Origin of the sequence: Paenibacillus solisilvae (assembly GCF_042656405.1) — a bacterium.
Lineage (GTDB): Bacteria > Bacillota > Bacilli > Paenibacillales > Paenibacillaceae > Paenibacillus_Z > Paenibacillus_Z solisilvae.
The window spans coordinates 80,612-100,806 of the sequence record NZ_JBHSOW010000098.1; the positions used below are offsets into that span (position 1 = coordinate 80,612).

Below are 20,195 nucleotides of genomic sequence, written 5' to 3' on the forward strand. Positions count from 1 at the left end.
GCAGCGTTTGCCACCCACCACGAGTATGACTTCTTTATGCGAGCCTTATTTTTTCACTTTTTCCTTTTGATCAACCCAGAAGTCATTCCATTTCTTCAAAGTATCATCCAGCTTGGCTTGGCCTAAGAGGAGAGCCTGTCCGCTTTCCATTACAACCTGGCCCCATTGACCGGTTCCCGGATATTCGAACGGCGGTTTGAAATTGACGAAGATATCTGGTTTGTTCGACATATCGAGCAGTGTTTTATACGGTCCCGATTGGAAGAACTCATCCTCAGAAGCGCTTGTATGGATCGGAATTAAGCCATAGTCTTTGGAGAATGCCGTATTCTCTGCTGGACTTGAAAGGAAGGAAACAAGCTTCCATGCTGCGTCCTTATGCTCGGAATTGGCGCCGATTCCCCAGCCTGCTCCTCCGGCAGCGAGCAGTGATTTGCCGTTTGGACCCATTGGCAGCGGTGCTGTAGCCCATGTGTCTTTCTCCATCTTCTCCTGAAGCGATTGGATAACATCCGGATCCTGCAGCAGAATGCCGGTTACGCCTGAAGTGAAGGCTTGAACCTGCTCCTGGAAGCCCCAGTTGATCGAGTCAGGCGGTGATGCTTCTTTATAAATCTTCATGTACAGATCCATAGCTGTCTTAGCTTCCGGTGTAGAGAAGATCGTTGCGCCGCTCTTCGTAAACATGGAATCCTCCAAGTTCACGTTATCCCCGTTGTATGCCAGAACCAGTGCATCCGTAGTCGAGTTAGAGCCTGCTCCTCCGCGGAAGGAGAAACCGAAACGGTTCTTCGCCGGATCCGTTAATTTCTTCCCTGTCTCATACAGCTCCTGCCATGTCGTCGGCGGCGTCAAGCCCTTTTCCTTGAACCAATCCGCGCGGTAGAACATCTGTCTTTCGTATAAGCCGTTCGGTATGAAATACAATTTGCCGCCTACGGAACCAACCGATTTGGAAATGGAGCTTACTGTAGCAAAATCACTCCATTGGCCGGTGTAAGTGTCCAGCGGTTCGATATATCCGTTATTGACGAACTCAGCGACGTTCAAGTCCCTGACCTCAATAACGTCAATCTGCTCATTGGAACCGAGCATCGTTCTGATCTTGTTATCTGCCTGGTCAAAAGGAGGTGAAACCAAATCCACATCAATATTCGGGTTCTCAGCCTTAAATTTGGTAATCATCGCCTGAAGCAGTGCCGTTCTCTTCGGGCTTGTCAAGCTTTCAATCATGCGAAGCGTTACCTTCTCGTCTTTGGCTCCATTACCAGCATTACCATTTGTAGCGCTGTCATTTGCCTGGTTGCTTCCGCATCCAGCCAAAAGTCCAACTGACAAAACCGTTGTAAGCAGCGAAGCTAAAACTTTCTTGCGACCTGTCATGGAAATTCGCCCCCTTATGCATGTATCATACAGTCATCCTGTCTGATAGGTTGATTATATGTAAAGGCTTTTTTACTGTCAACACAAAAATATCCCATTAGCCTTTATAAGTGCTGATGATGTTTTCAATGCAATCCATCAATTTATTGAACTCTTCCATAGCATGTTCGGTATCATGTGCCGCAATGGCTTTAAACATCGTGAAATGATACGGATACGACTCGTCGAACAGCCGCTTATCTCCGAGCGGATCGTTAAAAAATTTCTCATATAGTCCGGATATGGAATCGAGTACGATTTCAAGAATCGGATTGTTTGCGGCTTTGATAATAAAATGATGAAATGCCAGATCAATCTGTGAAGTGTCCTCGCCGTTCTCCTTTAGAGTCCGGTATTCCTCCAGGCAATTCTCGAGCTCCTGGATCTGAGGTGCTGTAATCCGCTTAGATGCCAGCTCCACCGCTTTGCCCTCGAGCGACCTGCGGACATCGAGTGTATTAAGCAGGAAGGTCCGCTCCCGCTCGATCTTAACTTTCCCGGAGAACCGGAATGTATTCACATCACGGACGAAAATCCCTTTCCCGTTCTCAACCCGTATGATATCAACTGCTTCCAGATACCTTAAGGCTTCTCTGAGAGAGGATCTGCCAACGCCAAACATTTCAGTCAGCTCTCCGACAGATGGCAGCTTATCCCCTTCCTCCAGCTCATGCTCCTGAATGTAGTTTTGAATCTCCTGTGACACCAGCTCATGCACTAGGATTTTTTGTATTTTTTTCATACCCCATCGTTCCGCCTTTCTAGCTTACCACCTATCTGATAGGCTAAACGATAGATTCTATCTTGTCAATTGTATTGACGTCGCCAATCAGGTTAGGCGATTTGAAATATAGGACATACGTCCTTTTCCGAAAAGGTTTTTCCGCTGCCGCGAACCTGTTATACTTACAGCAATTATAAACAAAAAAAAGCGAAACACCTCTGAAAAGAGGCGTCCGCTTGATAGCTATGGAGGATTACGATGCTTCTGCATAAGGGAGAAACGCTGTTTCGCCAAGGCGAGTCCGGTCAGTTGTATCATCTCAAGAGCGGTTTATTAAAAATCGCCCGCGTTCACGAGGACGGCGTTCCGTTTCTGGTAAATATCATTATACCGGATGAAATCATCCCGCATCATTCCTTAATCAGCCCGAACCCCTACAATGGCACGGCTATTGCATTGGTTCCCTGCGAGGTTGAGCCGGTGCCCTCGCAGCAGTGGTATCGGGAGCTCGAGCAGAACCCGGCCAAGTGCCGCGACATTGCACTTCTGCTGCAGGATAAGCTGCGCATGATGCAGCAGCGGATCGATCAATTGACCCAAGTAACGCCGGCCGAAAAGCTGCGCAAGCTGGAGGTCTGGTTCAAGACCTATATAGGACCGGACCATCTGACAGATGTCCTTACCCAAGAGGAAATCGGCCAGCTGATCGGACTCCGCCGGGAAACCGTCAACCGGCTGCTGCGTGCGCAGACCTCGATTTAACGCGGCTTGACAAACGCTTTGACCAGGCTGTTTAGAGACTGCTTGCAGGACCAAAGAATTCATAATGAATATCCGCCTGCGGAACCCCCAGTTGTGTGAGCAAGCTATTCAAGGCACGCATGAATGGAACCGGTCCGCAGAAGTAGAAGGCGGCGTCTGTCGACGGGACAATCTCCTGCAGCCACGCCAAATCGAGATAGCCTTCCTTATGATAAGTCCGATTCGCTTTGTCCTCATCGGATAGCTTATTGTAGCACCAATGCACAGACAGCTGCGGATTGGCAAGTGCCAGCTGCTCCAGCGGTTCTTTCATCGCATGAACGCTGCTGTGCTTTGCCGCATGAATGAAAGTCACCTGACGCTGCGGATATTTGTCCACCAAGGTGTTCACCATGCTCACCATCGGCGTCAATCCAACCCCTCCGCTTATAAGGACGACCCTTCGCTCATCCTGCACATCCAGCACGAAATCCCCTGCAGGTGCAGACAGCCATAAAATTCCGCCCTCCTGAACCGCTTGGTGCAGATAGTTCGATACATGGCCAGCAGGTTTGCCGGTCTTCTCATCTTCCCGTTTGACGGAAATCCGGTAATACGGATTGCCTGGCGCATCAGACAAACTGTACTGGCGTATATGCGTATTAGGTTCTCCCGGAACTTCCACCTTCACACTAATATATTGGCCTGGCTGGAAGTCGGCAATCGGCTTCCCATCCTCAGGTACAAGGTAGAAGGACGTAATCACATCGCTCTCCTTAACCTTCTCCGCAACCTTGAAGGCCCGGAAATCCGCCCAGCCTCCTTGCTGCCGCCGGGTTTGATCGTACATCTCAGCTTCTACGCTAATGAATGCATCCGCAATGAGGCCGTAGGCCTCCGCCCAGGCTTGCAGAATCTCCTCCGTCGCCGCATCTCCAAGGATATCCTTAATCGCCCCAAGCAGATGCTCCCCGACGATCGGATAATGCTCTGGCTTTACGCCGAGACTGCGGTGCTTATGCGCAATTTGCTTCACTACAGGAAGAATCGCCTCCAGTTTATCGATGTGAACCGCTGCTGCATAGACGGCATTGGCAAGCGCAGTCTGCTGCTTCCCCTGCTTCTGGTTCGCATGATTGAATATATTCAGCAGCTCCGGATGGCTCGTAAAGAGACGGTCATAGAATCTTGTGGTGATATTCGTTCCGTGAATCTCCAATACGGGTACAGTTGATTTAATAACTTCAATCGTTTGCTTATTCAACATTAGGAACACCCTCGCTTTCATGATTCATTGTATGAACCAAGTATAAGCCCACAGCTCGGGCTGGCATGTGATTGCAGTCACAGTGAATGGTAACGATTTGTGGCGGCGGTCCGAGGCCGAATCCTCCCCGAAGTTATACTCAGTCTCCGGCTGCCCTTTGCAATTCTTGATGCCGCATAATTACAATATCAATAATCCGCCTATATACCTGCACAGAATACTCCGCATTTAACCCCGCCTGCTCGGACAGCCGGATAATCTTCTTAAACTGCTGTGATTCGCGCGCTTTATCTTGAGCCTCCAAATGATGCTGTGCTTTATAGTGACCTACAGTCTCAGTTAATTGGAACCGCTGGGCTAACAGGCTTATGATTTCCTGATCAAGCTGATCAATGCGTCTGCGTAAGTCTTCTAAGTTGATAGCTTCCATGCTTTCGTTCTTTGGGATTGTCATGTTGAGGCAGCTCCTTTACTTTAACGCTTTTGCGCTTTTATGCAATGAAGTATTAGAACGAATATACCATGCAAGAATCGATGCTGTAAATAAAAAAGCCGCAAATAGGCGTTTGCACAATTTATAAGTCCTTGACCTACATACGTATAGGCAAGAGCAGCTTAATCTTTCGTTTAGGGGGCATTTATCTGGCTACGCCTTTCCATTCACAAGCCTTTCGCCCGAATCTGTTGGCAAGAAAAATCGTGGTGCTGGACAAGAAGCAGGGGGATGTTAACGGGGATGGCCGTCTGGACCAGGTGTTTCTGGTCGGCAACCGCCCGGAAGGGCCGGTCAGTGATTTTGCGGATCAAATAACACTTGTCATTCAAGACGGATACAGTAATCGCTACACGACCGTTAGCCTTCCGAACAACGCCGGCTACCGCGCCAGGCTCTTCCTTGGGGATTTTGATAAAGACCAGGTCCCTGATATTCTCGTAAGCATCGACGCGGGCGGAAGCGGCGGGTACGGCTACTTCTACATGTACTCGTTCAAACATAACAGGCTGCGGACGATGTTTGACGTGGATCTCTATAATAATGAATACAAATTTAACGTCTACTATGAGGATTTCTACAAGGTTAGTGTATCCAGCCCGCAGCTGGATGTGCTGTTCACCATTGATATCAGCAGCAAAGGCCCCGAATACCTGTCGCAGTATTACAACGACAATGGAAGACTGAAGCAGCCCGTCAAGGGAGAGGTGCTCGCGCTCGGCGCCCTGAGCCCCATTGTCTCCAATGAAGCCCGCACAAGCTATGATTTACTGGCTATGCAGCGTATTATTGGCCCCATCAATGCGGATACCCTGGGGTACGTCGAGAATCTGCTCGTCTGGTCCGGCACTTCATTCGTATCCGCCAGATTATCTGTCTCCATCCTCAGCACAAAACTGGCTGCTCTCTTCTAGGCGGCGGTGTTACAAGCGAATTGAATAATGTTCATCCGCCCAAACCTCCGCTCCTGTCCCTGCATACGATGGTTTAGCCTACTTTACAAGGAGTGAATCGCTTATGTCATTCATGCCTCCAGGTCCTCCGGGCGGTCCTTTCGGGCCTCCAGGAAATTTTGGACCTCCAGGAAATTTTGGACCTCCGGGAAATTTTGGACCGCCGCCTTTTGGCCCTCCGGGGGGACCTCCAGGACAGCAAGGACCGCAAGGCGGTCCTCCAGGAACACAAGGACCTACTGCTCCGCCGCCCCAATTCACCCCCACACAGCCTAACAATGTTGGCCTGTTTGCTGTAGATCCGGGCGGTATAAGGCGGTGCATGTTCCGCAACACCTTTGTATGGCTCAATAATGGGCAGAGCTTCTGGTATTACCCGGTATTCGTCGGCCGCACCTCTGTAGCCGGGTTTAGATGGAACGGCCGGTTCTGGATGTATTTCGGCGTTGATTTAAGCCGCATTGATTCCTTTACCTGCTTCTAGGATAGAGATCTTACTCCTGCGTGCCATGTACGAAGGAGCCGTGCTGTCCAAAAATTGAAGGTGAACCGGGAGCTTGCGCGTCTTCACATAAATCCGTAAGCGCGGCTTTCGTAAAAAGTGGCTGAACAGGGTACCGTGAACTGTGACCTTGAACAGCCACTTTTTCTTGTACCTATCAGGTGATAAAAAACTTCATTTTTAGTCCGAACCGTATACAGGTATCCAGCCAGTCAGCAGGGCTCCACCCTCCGAATAGTTATCTGCAGCAAGCTCGCCCCCGTGACGCCTAATAATTTTTTGTGAAATCGTCAACCCTAATCCGCTGCCTCCGGTTAACCGATTCCTGGATATTTCACCACGATATAAAGGTTCAAACACGCGCTGCAGCTCTTCCGAAGAGAAACCAGGTCCTGTATCACGTATCGTAAACTTCACTTTACTGCCATCTTTATAACACTGGACTACAATTTCACCATCGGAAGGTGTGTGTCTAACGGCATTATCCAAAAGATTATTCATGGCGCGTTCCAATAAATGCGTGTCGCCGCTAATGATGCAATCGTCTGTAAAATGACTGGAGATCGAGATGTGTTTTTGCCGAGCCAGCGGACTCAGACTATCAATCGACTTCCGAAGTACGCATGTCAGATCAACGGTCTTGTTGTTCAATTTCGTCTCCAAATACTCCATCTTCGTAAATGTGAACAGGTCCTCTACCAGCCGATCCAATTGTGCCGATTTTTCCTTGCAAACCGCCAAATATTTCGTTATTTTCTCCGGCGATTGAGCAATCCCTTGTTCCAGGCCATCCAAATAGCCTCGTAATGCAAACAACGGTGTTCGTAAATCATGCGCGACGGCAGCAATCACGAACCGGCGTTCTTCCTCCAATTCCACTTGCTTCTGATTAGATGTTTGAAGTCCCTTCACCATAACTTCAAATCCATCGCGTACTTCGGCGATTTCTGTGATTTGGGATACGGGTAACCGCACATCCCAATCTCCTGCTGCAATTTGTCTAGCTGCAAGGCTCATCCTCTCGAGGGGCTTTAGAAGGAACCTTCGCATCCCGACACCAATAATAAAGAATGCCAGCAATAATCCGACAATCATCGAAATTAGTTGTACCGTATTTGTCTCCGGCAGATAAAGGACAACCTTTCCAAGTAAATGACCGTCCTCTAAGAGAGAATACCGTTCGGCGGTTGACGAAAAAGCGCTGTGGGACTCCGGGTTAGACCGATAAATTTCCTGATCTGACGCCGATAATATAACCGCATCCATCTTCGCTTTCCGCAATTGGTTGTGCAATTGGTTTTGCCAATTCGGATCCATCCATTTGTCCGTGTTCGATTCGATCAGGTGAGTCGTCTCGGCCAAATGTCTTTGCAGAGCTTCGTTTTTTGACTGGCTTTTTGCGAAGCTAAGTGTGTTTGTTTCCAAGAAATGAGCGGCAACATAGAAGATCCACGGCAGTGAAAGGATGAAGAAGAAACAAAGCAAAGTAAACGTGCGAATACGAATTGTCCTCATCTTATCCTCCCTCGAAGCGATACCCTATTCCCCATACATTGACCAGGTACCGCGGCTGGTTCGGATTGGGTTCGATTTTGTCCCGAAGCCGGCTGAGATGAACCCGAATCGTATGCTTATCGCCAACCCCTTCCCAAAACCTATCAAGTAATTGTTCATAGGAAAAAACATGTCTGGGATGTTCCACAAACAATCGCAGCAGCTCATATTCCTTCGGTGTGAGCAATACGTTTTCCCCTTCCACTACCACTTCTCTTGCGGACAGATTTACCTTGATGCGTCCATAATCCAAGATTTTTTCATCCATTTGCTGCTGGGAAACGGAACGCCGCAATACAGCTTTTACCCTGGCAACAATCTCTCCTGGGGAAGCGCTTTTGACGATATAGTCATCGCCGCCGAGAGTCAGCCCTCGAATCTTGTCCACATCATCGCTGCGGGCACTTAAGAAAAGGATCGGAACGCTGCTCTCCTTCCGAATCCGACGACATAACTCGAATCCGTCTTGCCCTGGCATCATGATGTCAAGAACGATGCAATGCACGGGGCTTTGTTGGAACAAGACCCATGCTTCAGAGGTGTCGCAAGCCGTTATCACTTGAAAATTATCATTCTCCAAAAAGTCCCTCATTAGTTCAACGATACTTGGGTCATCGTCTACAACGAGTATCGTATTCAATACGCTCATGAATATCCCACCTTCCCATCCAGTTTATCATTTTTTTTGCTGGACCAATCGAAACCCTATGTTTTGTGACGGTTCGTTTATTGTTTTGTGACTATTTCACAACCTTGATTGAGAGATTCTGTTGTTATGATTCTATTACGAACGATTTTTATTGGGATAAGGGGGATTTATTCATGTTAACGGTTCAAATCGTGCTTTTTGACGGCTTCGACCTTCTGGATGCCATTGCACCTTACGAGGTTTTTTGCGCCGCTGCGATATTTGCTGACAACGCGTTAAGCGTAGAATTCGTCACTGCCGAAGGGCCGAGGTTCGTAACTAGCGGCATCAACGGGTTAAAAATTGAAGCAAGCGGCAGTCTGAACCCGGCAGAGCAGGGCATCGTCCTTGTGCCTGGAGCATCCGGTGACGTGAAAGGAGATGGCCCTGACTCCATCCCAGCTATTCTGGGCCGCGCCACGAACACAGCATTAACAGGTTTGATGGGACAGGCGCTCGGGCAAAAAGACATCGTAGTCGCTACGGTATGCGGAGGTTCTCTGGTACTGGCCATGGGAGGATTGCTGGAAGGCAGACCAGCGGTAACGAACCATCTGGGCATGGATTTACTTGGAGCAACTGGAGCTGTTCCCGTCCCAGCACGCGTAGTGGATGACGGCAACCTGGTTACCGGAGGCGGCGTAACTTCCGGCCTCGATGTAGCTCTGTACATGGTAGAACGTGAGCTTGGACCGCGTATCGCGCATGCAGTAGAACAGTTATTCGAATACGAACGAAGAGGGACGGTTTGGAGAGAAACAGGAATGGCGCCTGGCAGTCATAAAACAATGGGGAGTGATGAACCGAACGTCGCGACAGATACAGCGGCGATGAATGGCGAAGTTCTGGATAACCAAATTACACAGGCATCTGTCTTCGAAGGGGATTGGGATACGACAATCGCTACGCCAGTCGGGAAACTGCAGGTCAAGCTCTCGATATCGACAAGAGAGGGTTTGATCCGAGGCACGGCAACACAGGGGGACGAAACGGTCGAATTGATGAACCCCGTGCTTCAGAACAACAAGCTTACCTGGTCGCTTCGAATAACAAAACCCATGCGCTTAAATCTGAAATTCGAAGTTTCCGCCGACGGAGATCACATAACTGGAATCGCCAAGGCCGGTATTTTACCGGCATCCAAATTAACTGGCAGTCGAATTTCCTAACCCGGAATGGTGTTAGGGTACTAACTATGGAGCCGCGGGGGTGTTGTGTTGGACCACATAAAGAAACGGAAATTATTATACGGAATTTTATCCTGTGTCAGCATTCTGTTTATTCTTTACGCCTTGGCGAAAAATTATATGATTGATCCCGGAGCCGCGGGATTTCTAAGCCATAAAACCGGGCTTAAGCGCGCGCTTAATCTTCCAGTCTGGTTAAATGTGATGTACGTTCATGTCGCATTTGCATGCCTGGCCATGGCGTCGGGGCTGCTCAACTTTTCTACCCGTATTTTTGAGAAAGGCCGTAAGCTCCATCGCATAAACGGCTACGTTTATATCGTGTCCGTCCTTCTTGTCGTAGTGACTTCCGGATATATGGCGCCTTACGCCACCGGAGGAAAAATCAGCAGTATGGGGATCAACGTGCTAAATATGATATGGCCGGTTATCACCATTACGGCGCTCATTCAAATCAAAAAGAAACGAATGATTCGGCACCGGAACTGGATGATCCGAAGCTACGCTTTTTGTTTTACGAACATATTGATTCATCTTGTCACTTTTCTTTTTGATCAGGTATTCGGTTTCGGTTACGCTGTCAGCTATACCATTGGAGTCTATGGCACCCTTGCGTTGCTGCTGCTCATTCCCGAAGTCATTATCAGAACAATTATAAATCCAGAGAGAAATTAATATACAAATGAAAAAAATGTTGGGATTTTTCTCATTCTAAGGCTAGTTGCCCCTGCGGCAAGCGCGAAAACAAATAAGAATAATGATGCATCCGAGGACAAAAGTATACAGGTTCAAATTGTATTATTCGATGGTTTCGATCTGCTGGACGCATTGGCACCATATGAAGTATTCGCTGCCGCGGGCATGTACTCGGGAGGAGCGGTTACTGTGGAATTAGTGTCGGCAGAAGGCAAGCGTTCCGTCCCGAGCGGTATGAATGGGCCCTCCATCGAAGCGCAAGCCAAATTAGACCCCAATCGTTCTGTCCGACCACTTTTCCTTCTACCACGCCACCCGAATACCCGCCACCCGAACATGTCCAGGGCCGATCCCTCCCGTTTCCTGCCTGCTCCAGGCATCTATACTGGATAACTACAGTTGTTCCAGGCTTTTCCTGTCCAGATGAGCGCCTAAACTGGATATTTCCACTTCAATTGTCACAACTAACGCAAAAAAGCATCGCAGGGGTCGAAATAGCTGTATGAAATGCAGTATAGCTGCCTCTTAGAGTAAATATCGCTCTCTATCCTGTATGAAATCCAGTTTAGACAACTCTCCTCTGCAAGGGCAGGAGTTGAATGGGCGGCGCAGCCCGCGGCCACAATGATGCAGCTTTCCTTCCCAGCCTGCCCGTACAGAAGCACCAATAGGCTCCCCGCTAAGCTAAGGGTCCTATTCGTACTTTGTTCGACTCACCTCTTCGCATCCAGCAGGAAGATTATCGTTTCTCATACGTTTCCTGCATGCTCGCCGCTGCCTCCTCCGGCGTTATTCCATCGGCGGCAAGTGCCTGCAGGACCCCATACAAAGTCTGCTGTTGATCTGATTCCCTGAGCTCTCTTGAACCGGAAACTTCATGCTCGAGGTAGTCTACGGTCATACGCAGGGCATCCCTCTCCGAGGTCCCGTTCATAATCCCTTCATCCACTTTGACATTAGCCGCACTTGGCAGCAGCTGAAGCATCTCCTGTGTCCACATATGCTGCCCTTCCCCCAAAGCCATAAAGGCTATGAATCTCCAGACGGCCTCTTTATGCTTGGATCGGTTATTCATTCCCCAAGCGAGGTCTACTGTTACTGTGACATTGCGGCGCCCCTCGGGGACGAGCTGGGGAAGGGGAAACATGCCGCGGCTTGGAGCATCATAGCTGCTGCCTGCCGTTAACCGCGTCATGCTTCCAAGATGCCAGGATCCTAGGCTCATCATCGCTAACCTTCCGTTATTGAACTCGTTGAGGATCTGAGGGTAGACCGGATACTGCAGGGCATCCTTCATAAAAATACCATCGTCAACCAGCTGCTTCCACCAACGGAATGCCTCTACCAGGCGAGCATCTGTCCAAGGCAATCGTCCATGCTCCGCCAGATTTACCACGCCCGGCGCCACCTGCCCGGCGATGGCCAAAAACACATCCCGGCATGCCCAGCCATCCTTCGCTCCGATCCCAATTCCCGGAGTCAAGGTCGGTTCTTCCCGATGAAGAACCTGCAGTATATGCTTGAGTTCCTCATAGGTCTTAGGCGGCTTTAGCTTATACAGCTGAAAAATTCGTTCGTTGTAAAGAATCATCGGAGTTACGCTCAATCCGCCCGGGATTACGCGATAATCAGCCCCGGAATAACGGGATTGCTCCAAGGCGATATCTACAAATCTGGATTCCCATCCCGGCCCCCAGGTTTTCTCCGCATACGGAAGAAGCGGCTCAAGAAAGGACTTGAACAGGTTGGCGTTTGCGCCCACCTGCATAGCAATGATATCCGGCCCGCTTCCGCTGGCCAGCCCAACAGCCAGCTTCTGAAAATACGCTTCCGACTCCCCGATATGCTTGACAACCAAATCAATATCCGGATTCAACCGTTCGAACTCTTCCTCAAGATCCTTCATCTGAGGTTGGGTAGGAATCCACTTCCAGAATGTGATTTTCTGTTTGTTTACACCCGGCTGCGCAGCCTGATTATTCGCAGCGTCGGAACCGGGACCGCCGCAGCCTGTCAGCAGGCAGGTTAGAAGCAGACCAACGGTCATTCCCTTACGGATATTTGGAGCATATCCTTTCCACAGCAACCGTTCCCTCACCTCGCTTCATCACTGCAGCTGTTCTTGCGTTTCTCGTATTCAGCGGGCGTCAGCCCTTCCTGCGCCTTGAATACTTTAAAGAAATAATTATAGTTGTTAAATCCTACCTGCTCGTAGATATCTTTGATTTTCATGCCGCTGCTGATCATTGTTTTAGCCGCTTCAATTCGAACTTTATTCAAATATTCAACGAACGGGATCGCCATTTCTTGACGGAACAGCCTGCTTAAATAGACCGGGTGGATGCCAATATGGCCGGCTACTTCACCCAGGGACAGCTCCTCGCGGTATCTCGTTCGTATACAGCTGATTGCTTTTCTCACATAGGGAGAGGCACCCTGCATTTGAATATTCGCAATCCCCTCGATCAGTTCAATATAAAGCTTCACCATCGCTTCTTCCAGCATGCCCGCATGCTGGCCTTCACCCGTGATATCCGGTATATGCAAAGGCGCCTGAAGCTGCATACGGCTGTCCGCCCGATCACCCAGCTGTCTGGACGTTTTACGCGCCAGGGCGACCAGCTCCGAAGATAATGCAGCCGCATTGGCCTTATAAACGGGGTCATCCAGGCTTACTTTCTTGTACAGATTTCTGATTAGACTTTCCGCCGCCTGTACATCCATCGATACCAGAGCCGTTAATAATTCCTGCTCTTCCCGGATCCCTATCATCAGGAGATGTTCATCTCCCCCATCCCCGGGCGGCAAGGGACCCTCTGAAGCTGCGGAGGGTTGGATTTGGCCGGATGCGGACAGGAATGCCTGGGCAAGCCGGCGCACATCATGGCAGGGAGAACTTACCCCGCAGATCAGCTTCACGTTCATGAATTTCTCAAGCAGCTTGGATAAGCGGTTGGTATACTGCTGGACTTCCTCGCCGACCTTTTGTTCGCTCCGGTTGATCTCCACCGGGTACAGGATCGCAAACCGGCTCTGATCGATATGGACCATCGTTCCAGCCAGGTTCTGCTCGTGAAGATTAAGCAGCGACTGCACCCACATGCTCTTTTCTTTATCCGAGAATCGATTCATCAGCATGTCCGCATTGGATACCTGCAGGGAAAGAACGACAACCGCATGCCGATCAAAATCAAGCTCCAGCCCCTTTAGCTGCTCCTCTGCATGATCTTCATCCTGTTCAATGCCAAGCAGCCAGTTGCGGGCAATAAACCGCTTCGTCACATCCGTATACGTCCGGAGCATGAACGGCCCCTTCTCTACCCCTTCCGCATGGAGCTGCCGGCCCTCCGTCCGCTTGATTCCGCTTCTCGCCTTATCGAGTGCACGGAGAAGGGTTTCCGTATTCAGGCGGTCTTTGAGCAAATAATCAACAGCCCCGTTGCTGAACGTTTCTCTTACATAATCATAGCTGTCATAGCTGCTCAGCATAATTAGCTTCGCCGCCAGCTGTGCGGTCTTGAGCTGACTGGACAGCTCAATTCCATCCATCCCCGGCATATAGACATCTGAGATAATAATATCCGGCTGCAGACGCTGAAGCTGCTTCATAGCAGTCAAACCGCTGTCAAACACCCCGCAGATGCGATATCCATGATCCTCCCATGCAATAAGCTCGAGCAAATGAGTTCTGGCCAGCACTTCATCTTCAACGATAACAACTTGATGCATCATGATCCCCCTTTAAAATAGGCTGACATCAGTGGAATCTGGGATGATAGAATCATTCGCTGAATGTATAATCGGCAGATGGAGCTCTGCAAGCGTATATTCGCCCTGCCGGCTCTCCATTCTTAGCCCGTAAGGCCCGCCGAAGAACAGCTGAATGCGTTCATGCACATTGGCAAGTCCGATCCCGAACATTTGGCGGTCATCGGATTCAGCAGCGATTCCTTTGGCAATCGCCTCCAGTTTGTCAGGCGGCATACCGGGGCCGTTATCCCTGACCTGAATAACGTAGGACTGCTGGTCAGGCAGCTTTGCAATTCGGATCGTAATCAGGCTTTTTCGCTCTATTTCATGACCGATAAGCCCGTAGAGCAGAGCATTCTCAACCAGAGGCTGCAAAAGCAGGGGAATCGCCAGACAGGAAATCAAGCTTTCATCCACGTCCAGCTTAACCTCAAAATCCTCTACAAACCGATAGCGCTGAATATTGATATAGCTCGAAATGGTAGCCAGCTCTTCCTCCAAAGTAACGAGTTTCCTGCCGCCCTTAGTCGCACTGCGAAGGAGCTTGATCAACGAATCCGTAACCTCGTCGATATTAGGGACATGCTGCAGCTTCGCCAAATACCGGATCGTGTTTAGCGTATTGTAGAGAAAATGAGGGTGAATTTGTGACTGAAGCGCCTTGAGATCAGCTTCCCTCTTCTTCATTTCTTTGATTTTAATATCCAGGATAAGGGTCTGAATCGTTTCCATCATCTTGGTAAAACGAACCGACAGCAGGCCGATCTCGTCCTTGGTATACGGAACATCCCGATGCTTCAAATCCCCGTATTCCACGGCCTTCATCGCTGCATTTAACCGTTTGATATTCCTTGTCGTCCCTTGGGAAACCGCAATAGAGATGAACAACGCAGCGAGCAGCACGATCCCGATAAACCACCCCATCTTGCCCCGCAGCACCTTGGAATCATGAAGCAGCGTCTCGGTCGGAATGATTGCGATTGTCGTCCACATCGTATTCGCCGAGCGATAGATCAGGATGAGCTGATCACTCTGCTGAAAATGGATTTCGCCTCCGTTTTCTTGAAGACTGGTCAATTTGTCGGTAAAAGCCGGCTGGTTAATGTCGAGATACCTGAAAGCATCCTCCGACTGATAAATGGGATTATTATTCTCATCAAGCAGCAGCACCTGCGTGCCGAGCAGCGGATGAGAGTCGAACAGACTGACCAGCGAGCTGTATCTTAAATATAGAAATACCCCGCCAATCGCATATCCCCCGCGCATGATTGCCTGTCCAATGGCAACAAGGTGGCTTTCTTCGCTATCGGGCTCAAGGCCGTTCCAGAGGTTCACGCTGAACAGCTGCATTTTACCTCCGGCAGCTTTCACTTCGGGCATCCATATGTCTTCCAGCTCCTTGTAATACAGCTTCGGAAACCCGGCGGAGTAAACCTGTTTATTCGAACCCACCACATCGATCGCCAAAATGCTGTTATTGAAGGCATACAGCGACTGGAGGAAGGATTCCGCCTTCTGCCGGTTCAAAAGCTGATCGTAGGGACTTAAATTGAACCGAGGCCTCGTTGTCTTGACTATATTCTCTTGATTCATCGCAATGAGCGTCGTCAAGCTGACAAAGTCGCTCATGAATAAATCCAGGCTGTGGTTGGCATCCCTTATATTGTCCATCACATAATTCGTGGCATTTGCCTTGAGCATATCGTTCGTGTTGGAATACCAAATCCAGGTGACGGAAGAAACCGTCAAGATCGTGAGAATGATAAAGGATAAGAAAATTTTAGCCTGGATGCTTCTGCGTACCGCAAACAGTCGGAGTACATAACTTACCATCCCGCGAGCCCCCCAGGTGTATGATATTGAAAGCGGTTACGGCTCACCAGCAACAGAAACCGCGACCCCTTACAGGGATACGCGGTTCTGGATGCATGTTAACTAATTATACTGAATCTGGAACTGAGGAGCTAGGCAAAACATGTAAAACAAGCTCCAATTGCTGCTTATTCTCCCGCAATACCGGATTGCTCGATGCTCGCTACAAAATAACGCTGAACGAATAAATAGAGCAGCAATATCGGTGAAATCGTCAGCATAACCGCCGCCATAATCTGATTCATCAGCGTCGGGGCGCTGCCGATCGCTCCGCTTCCGGAAGCCATCTGCGCAATCTGGTTCACCTGTTGGTTGGCAACTCCGTTAAACACCGCCATATTTTGCGAGAGGTTAAAATATTCCGGGACCAGCAGATAGGTGCTCGGTTCAAACAGATCATTCCAGTGCCACACCACCGAGAACAAGAAGACGACCAGCATAGCCGGACGGGCAAGCGGGAACATAATCGTCCAATACGTCCGGAACGCACCCGCACCGTCAATACGCGCTGCCTCCTCAAGGACCGCAGGAAGTCTGCGGTAGAACTGAATGAAGATCAGGACAAAGAGCGCACCCTTCAGCCCATGTCCGAATACGGACGGGAACACGAAAGGAAGATGCGTATTAATCCAGTTCAGATCACTGAAGAAAATAAAGAGCGGAACGACGATCGTCTGCGGCGGGACAAGAAAGGTAAAGACGACAAGCGCAAGCCAAATCCCCCGGCCGGGGAACTGGAACCGTGCAAATCCGTAGCCGACAAGCGAACAGCTCAGAATCTGCAGCACCGCACTGCCGAAGGAAATAATAGCGCTGTTGGCAAACCCCGACCAGAAATGAATTTCCGTCATTGCGGTTGCATAGTTCTGAAAGTTAAGCGAAGTCGGGATCCACTGCACCGTCGCATCCGCTACGTCCTGCGGCTGCATGAGCGAGCGGGAGATCATGAACAGCAGCGGATATAAAAACACGAAGGAGAGGCTCAGCAGGACCACATAATAGAACAGGGTGCCAATCACGCTGCGGCTTCGTTTGATTAAAGTCATTCGTAAATGAGCATCGATTGGGGATGAATCCATCCGCCTTCTGACTATGGATATTCCGGGCGCGCGCATCGCTATGCCCTCCCTTCAGACGTTGCCATACTCTTGCGGAACATCAAGAATACAGCCCCGAGAACAATAAAGATAAAGAAGAAATAAAGCCAGCCGATCGCGGAGCCGTAGCCGTAGTTGTTATCCCGGAATACGACAGTCATCAAGTGATTCATGATTTGGTTATCCGCCTTCGTGAAGGAGTTCACGATACTGAACAGTGTATTTACGAAGATCATCGGCATAATCATCGGGAATGTGATTTTCCAGAAGCTCTCCCACTTCGTTGCTCCGTCCATCTTCGCAGCTTCATAGAGAATCGGCGATATGGTCTGAAGACCGGCCAGGAAGATAAGAATCTGTACGCCTGCATCCCACATGACGAGTGTCAACGAATCAGCATAGCCAAGCAATGGCTCCAAAATTTCCTCCGGAATTAAGAAGCTCAGCTTGTTGAACAGGTCATCATTAAGAAAGATTGGCAGCTGAGCTGCGCCCTGCTCGAGCAGCTCGCGCAGGATTGCACCGGATGCAATAATAACCGGCAGGAAGAAGATCCCCCGAAACATGCCCCGGCCGATGCTATGCCGATTGAGCAGCAGAGCGCTCATAATCGCGAAGATCAGGATCAGAGGCACTTGGGTCAACATGGTAACCATCGTTTTCTGCAGCAAGGGCAGGAAATTAATATCCGTCGTAAATGCGGCCCTGTAGTTCAGCATTCCAACGTAAGTTGCTTTCAAGCCGCTCTCGCTGGGCTCTAAGGTTTGGAAGGAATAATAGAGCGAGCGGCCCAGCGGCACGGCCAAGAACAACAGAAAGCCGACAATCCATAACGAAATAAAGGAATATCCTTCTAGAATGTGACGCTTGCGCATGGAAAGCCTAAATGGTTTATTCATTCCTCAGCCTCCCACCACCGCATAGCCCAGCGGTTCAATCTGTACACCGTCCACAGCAGCGGCCTGCGTTCCGTAATTGACAATTACCGCTAAACCATTGCTGTACGTTGTCCGATAGACATCATTGCTTATTTTCTCATGATTGATCATCTGTTCGTTAATCGTACTGTCCGCTACTTTGCGGTAATCCTCATATTCTGCCTGCGAGGCGTCTATCCAATCGGTGTAATGCGAGCTGAACAGCCGGTCTTCCATCGTCCGCTGCAGCTTGCTCGTTTCCTCGAAGGTCAGCTCATAGGAAGGAATAGCGCCAAATTCGATGGCCCGCAGCGCTTCCACCTGTGAATCATCACGAAGATTGCTTGCCGGCGCCGAGTACGGAACAAGGCCATGCGTGACCAGCTGGTAGAACGGAACCGTTTCATCTGCGAAGATAAAATGGCTGGAGTCCATCGGGGCCCCATCGATCCGGTCCACCTCGCCAAACGTATAGGCAAAGCCGTAATCAACAGCGGTTGCGCCCAATTTACTGCGATAAGTCTCCAGCGCTTTATGCCAAATGCCGGCCGTCTCCTGCCGTTCAGTCAGCTTGTTCTTGTCTTGGTCGGAGTACAGCATATCCCCTATACCGGCAAAGCTGACCCCTGCAACGCCAAGGTCTGCGTAGGTTTGAAGCTCCTTCGTGATATGGTTATCCAGCATGCGCTGCGGCTTCATCAGATAGAATACCCGGCTCGGATCGCCCCAGCCGCTTGCAACAAAGGACTCATACGTCTTCAGCACCTCGCGGTCAATCCCGTGAATGCTGTCCTTACGTTTGCTGATCCCGTCACTCTCCGAGGCAACGCGGACATAATTGGCGTTCAGAAACAGGCGAATGCCCTTACTGCGGGCATAGTCGACCAGCGCCTTCAACTCCTTCTTCCCTCCAAGCTGGCTGGCCACAGGGAAATGATCCGGCTGGTCTCCATACTGTCCGTCGTCATTCCAGCCTGTCAGAGTGAGATCAAGCCTCGTAATCCCGCGTGCGACATAAACATCGACTATGGTTCTTGCCTGATCGAAAGTAGTCATGGAGATATAGGTTGTGCCGAATACCTCATCCCGCTCCACCCCGCCGAACAAGCGAAGATTAAGCGGCGCCCCGTCCGATTGTACAGGCTTAACGCCTTCTGCATTCATTAAGTAGCTCCGGTATGCCTTGGCCATCCCCACATAGTTAGCTGCCTCATCCTCAAGCAGCAGGTAGCGGATTTTGCGGTCTCCCGATATCCGTTTGCCTTGGAATAATGGAACCCGTCCGGTGTTCCCGATGAAGATGACATCATCGTTACGGTAAATAAACTCGGTAGATACGTGGTAGTACGGAATATTCCGAATTCCGGAAGGAGTCGCATTAATGTTCGCCGAGAATTGACCCTCGGTCACAATACCGAGCACACCTGCGCCATTACGGTGGATGCCGAATACCGGCATTGCAATCTTCTCCTTCGGCGATGTTCGGTGCTGAAAACTGACATCCATATAGTCGTTATACTGGGTCTTAAAGTTCCAGTCGAAACCGTAAATCGGCTGTGAGTACCCTGCAAAATACGGCGCATGCTTCTCCTTGAAACGAATCAGCGCCCCTGAGCCGTCCGGCAGCAGAATTGCACCGTCTTCCGAGCCCTTTGCCGCATTCAGGAATGGCAGCGCTTCAAGGCTGACGAGCCTGGCCGTTCCCGATTCAACGATAGAATTCTCCGGAATCGTAACCTCGATCCCATCATCCGTCAGCCGATATTCCACGGCCAGCTTCATTTTAATCGTGACCACATCATAATCCACCCGGAAGCCCTGCTCGACCGGAGTGACTTTAATCAAGGTCCCCTTCTCCTTGAGCGGATAAGTCGCGGTCACCTCTGCACCTTCCGTATATTTGATATGAACGGGAGAATCCATATACTTCTTATTGGTAGAGGTGGTCTTGCGATCCGATTGAGGCGAACCCAGCCATTCCTTGCCGGACTTGCTTACAATCCGGATATTCCCCGATTTCTTATCCGCGTAAAGGGTATAATTGCCCCTCTCCGCCATTTTCTCTGTTGCCGTAATCGGATTGAGCTTCGGCTTGGCGGTTACTGGCTTGGAAGCTGCGGCTGGTTCCGCCTGAGCGGCAGGCTCGGCTGCGGCAGTCTTCACATCGCCTGCGGCCGGTGATGCAGCTTCCTCCTGCACGGCAGGCTCCGCATTCACGCTTGCTTCCTCCGATGACACTGCCGGCGCCGCTTCACTGAAATAAGGAACCGCCGTCACAAGAGAGGCGGCGAGCGCAGCAGCCAGGACAGCATTTCGTCGTTTGTGTTTCATT

The 20,195-nt window shown here is 50.1% G+C and carries 17 protein-coding genes and 1 pseudogene; 6 read left to right on the forward strand and 12 right to left on the reverse strand.

The window, feature by feature from the left end:
- Positions 1-45: 45 nt before the first annotated feature.
- Positions 46-1,383: an ABC transporter substrate-binding protein gene (locus ACFPYJ_RS26255; RefSeq protein ID WP_379191200.1), complete on the reverse strand. Its 1,338-nt coding sequence runs from the start codon at positions 1,381-1,383 to the stop codon at positions 46-48.
- Positions 1,384-1,480: 97 nt separating this feature from the next.
- Positions 1,481-2,164, reverse strand: a complete 684-nt coding sequence (locus ACFPYJ_RS26260) for a FadR/GntR family transcriptional regulator (RefSeq protein WP_379191201.1) — start codon at positions 2,162-2,164, stop codon at positions 1,481-1,483.
- Between the two features lie 240 nt (positions 2,165-2,404).
- Between ACFPYJ_RS26260 and ACFPYJ_RS26265 the strand changes: the two genes are divergently transcribed.
- Positions 2,405-2,908 (forward strand): Crp/Fnr family transcriptional regulator, encoded by a 504-nt coding sequence (locus ACFPYJ_RS26265; RefSeq protein WP_379191202.1) that lies wholly within the window; start codon positions 2,405-2,407, stop codon positions 2,906-2,908.
- Positions 2,909-2,939: 31 nt separating this feature from the next.
- Here ACFPYJ_RS26265 and hmpA read toward each other — a convergent pair whose 3' ends face one another.
- Both hmpA and ACFPYJ_RS26275 read right to left on the reverse strand, forming a co-directional pair.
- Positions 2,940-4,154 carry an NO-inducible flavohemoprotein gene (gene hmpA / locus ACFPYJ_RS26270; protein ID WP_379191203.1) on the reverse strand — a complete coding sequence of 405 codons (1,215 nt, stop codon included), beginning with the start codon at positions 4,152-4,154 and terminating at the stop codon, positions 2,940-2,942.
- A 139-nt stretch (positions 4,155-4,293) separates the two neighbouring features.
- Positions 4,294-4,608, reverse strand: coding sequence for a chorismate mutase (locus tag ACFPYJ_RS26275; protein WP_379191204.1), 315 nt, complete (start codon positions 4,606-4,608; stop codon positions 4,294-4,296).
- 131 nt (positions 4,609-4,739) lie between these two features.
- On the opposite strand from ACFPYJ_RS26275, the gene ACFPYJ_RS26280 reads away from it, so the two are divergent.
- Both ACFPYJ_RS26280 and ACFPYJ_RS26285 read left to right on the forward strand, forming a co-directional pair.
- Positions 4,740-5,561 (forward strand): FG-GAP-like repeat-containing protein, encoded by an 822-nt coding sequence (locus ACFPYJ_RS26280; protein ID WP_379191205.1) that lies wholly within the window; start codon positions 4,740-4,742, stop codon positions 5,559-5,561.
- Positions 5,562-5,664: 103 nt separating this feature from the next.
- Positions 5,665-6,084 carry a collagen-like protein gene (locus ACFPYJ_RS26285; RefSeq protein WP_379191206.1) on the forward strand — a complete coding sequence of 140 codons (420 nt, stop codon included), beginning with the start codon at positions 5,665-5,667 and terminating at the stop codon, positions 6,082-6,084.
- A gap of 198 nt (positions 6,085-6,282) precedes the next feature.
- On the opposite strand, the gene ACFPYJ_RS26290 is transcribed toward ACFPYJ_RS26285, so the two are convergent.
- Both ACFPYJ_RS26290 and ACFPYJ_RS26295 read right to left on the reverse strand, forming a co-directional pair.
- The gene (locus ACFPYJ_RS26290) at positions 6,283-7,617 is read right to left on the reverse strand and encodes a sensor histidine kinase (protein WP_379191207.1); all 1,335 of its coding nucleotides are present in this window, start codon (positions 7,615-7,617) and stop codon (positions 6,283-6,285) included.
- A 1-nt stretch (position 7,618) separates the two neighbouring features.
- On the reverse strand, positions 7,619-8,305 hold the full coding sequence (locus ACFPYJ_RS26295) for a response regulator transcription factor (protein ID WP_379191208.1): 687 nt from the start codon (positions 8,303-8,305) through the stop codon (positions 7,619-7,621).
- Positions 8,306-8,478: 173 nt separating this feature from the next.
- On the opposite strand from ACFPYJ_RS26295, the gene ACFPYJ_RS26300 reads away from it, so the two are divergent.
- The 3 genes and pseudogenes from ACFPYJ_RS26300 to ACFPYJ_RS26310 form a co-directional block, all read left to right on the forward strand.
- Positions 8,479-9,513: a DJ-1/PfpI family protein gene (locus ACFPYJ_RS26300; RefSeq protein ID WP_379191209.1), complete on the forward strand. Its 1,035-nt coding sequence runs from the start codon at positions 8,479-8,481 to the stop codon at positions 9,511-9,513.
- 57 nt (positions 9,514-9,570) lie between these two features.
- The gene (locus ACFPYJ_RS26305) at positions 9,571-10,206 is read left to right on the forward strand and encodes a DUF2306 domain-containing protein (protein WP_379191266.1); all 636 of its coding nucleotides are present in this window, start codon (positions 9,571-9,573) and stop codon (positions 10,204-10,206) included.
- 105 nt (positions 10,207-10,311) lie between these two features.
- Positions 10,312-10,512 (forward strand): annotated as a pseudogene (locus tag ACFPYJ_RS26310) (DJ-1/PfpI family protein); the annotation flags it as partial.
- A gap of 454 nt (positions 10,513-10,966) precedes the next feature.
- On the opposite strand, the gene ACFPYJ_RS26315 reads toward ACFPYJ_RS26310, so the two are convergent.
- From ACFPYJ_RS26315 to ACFPYJ_RS26340, 6 genes are all read right to left on the reverse strand, one after another.
- Entirely contained in the window at positions 10,967-12,313 is a 1,347-nt protein-coding gene (locus ACFPYJ_RS26315; RefSeq protein ID WP_379191210.1) for an ABC transporter substrate-binding protein, read from the reverse strand.
- 8 nt (positions 12,314-12,321) lie between these two features.
- Positions 12,322-13,956, reverse strand: a complete 1,635-nt coding sequence (locus ACFPYJ_RS26320; protein ID WP_379191211.1) for a response regulator — start codon at positions 13,954-13,956, stop codon at positions 12,322-12,324.
- A 12-nt stretch (positions 13,957-13,968) separates the two neighbouring features.
- Entirely contained in the window at positions 13,969-15,810 is a 1,842-nt protein-coding gene (locus tag ACFPYJ_RS26325; RefSeq protein WP_379191212.1) for a sensor histidine kinase, read from the reverse strand.
- Between the two features lie 167 nt (positions 15,811-15,977).
- Positions 15,978-16,964, reverse strand: coding sequence for a carbohydrate ABC transporter permease (locus ACFPYJ_RS26330; RefSeq protein ID WP_379191213.1), 987 nt, complete (start codon positions 16,962-16,964; stop codon positions 15,978-15,980).
- Positions 16,965-16,966: 2 nt separating this feature from the next.
- Entirely contained in the window at positions 16,967-17,845 is an 879-nt protein-coding gene (locus ACFPYJ_RS26335; protein ID WP_379191214.1) for a carbohydrate ABC transporter permease, read from the reverse strand.
- 3 nt (positions 17,846-17,848) lie between these two features.
- Positions 17,849-20,194 carry a DUF5696 domain-containing protein gene (locus tag ACFPYJ_RS26340; RefSeq protein ID WP_379191215.1) on the reverse strand — a complete coding sequence of 782 codons (2,346 nt, stop codon included), beginning with the start codon at positions 20,192-20,194 and terminating at the stop codon, positions 17,849-17,851.
- Position 20,195 lies beyond the last annotated feature (1 nt).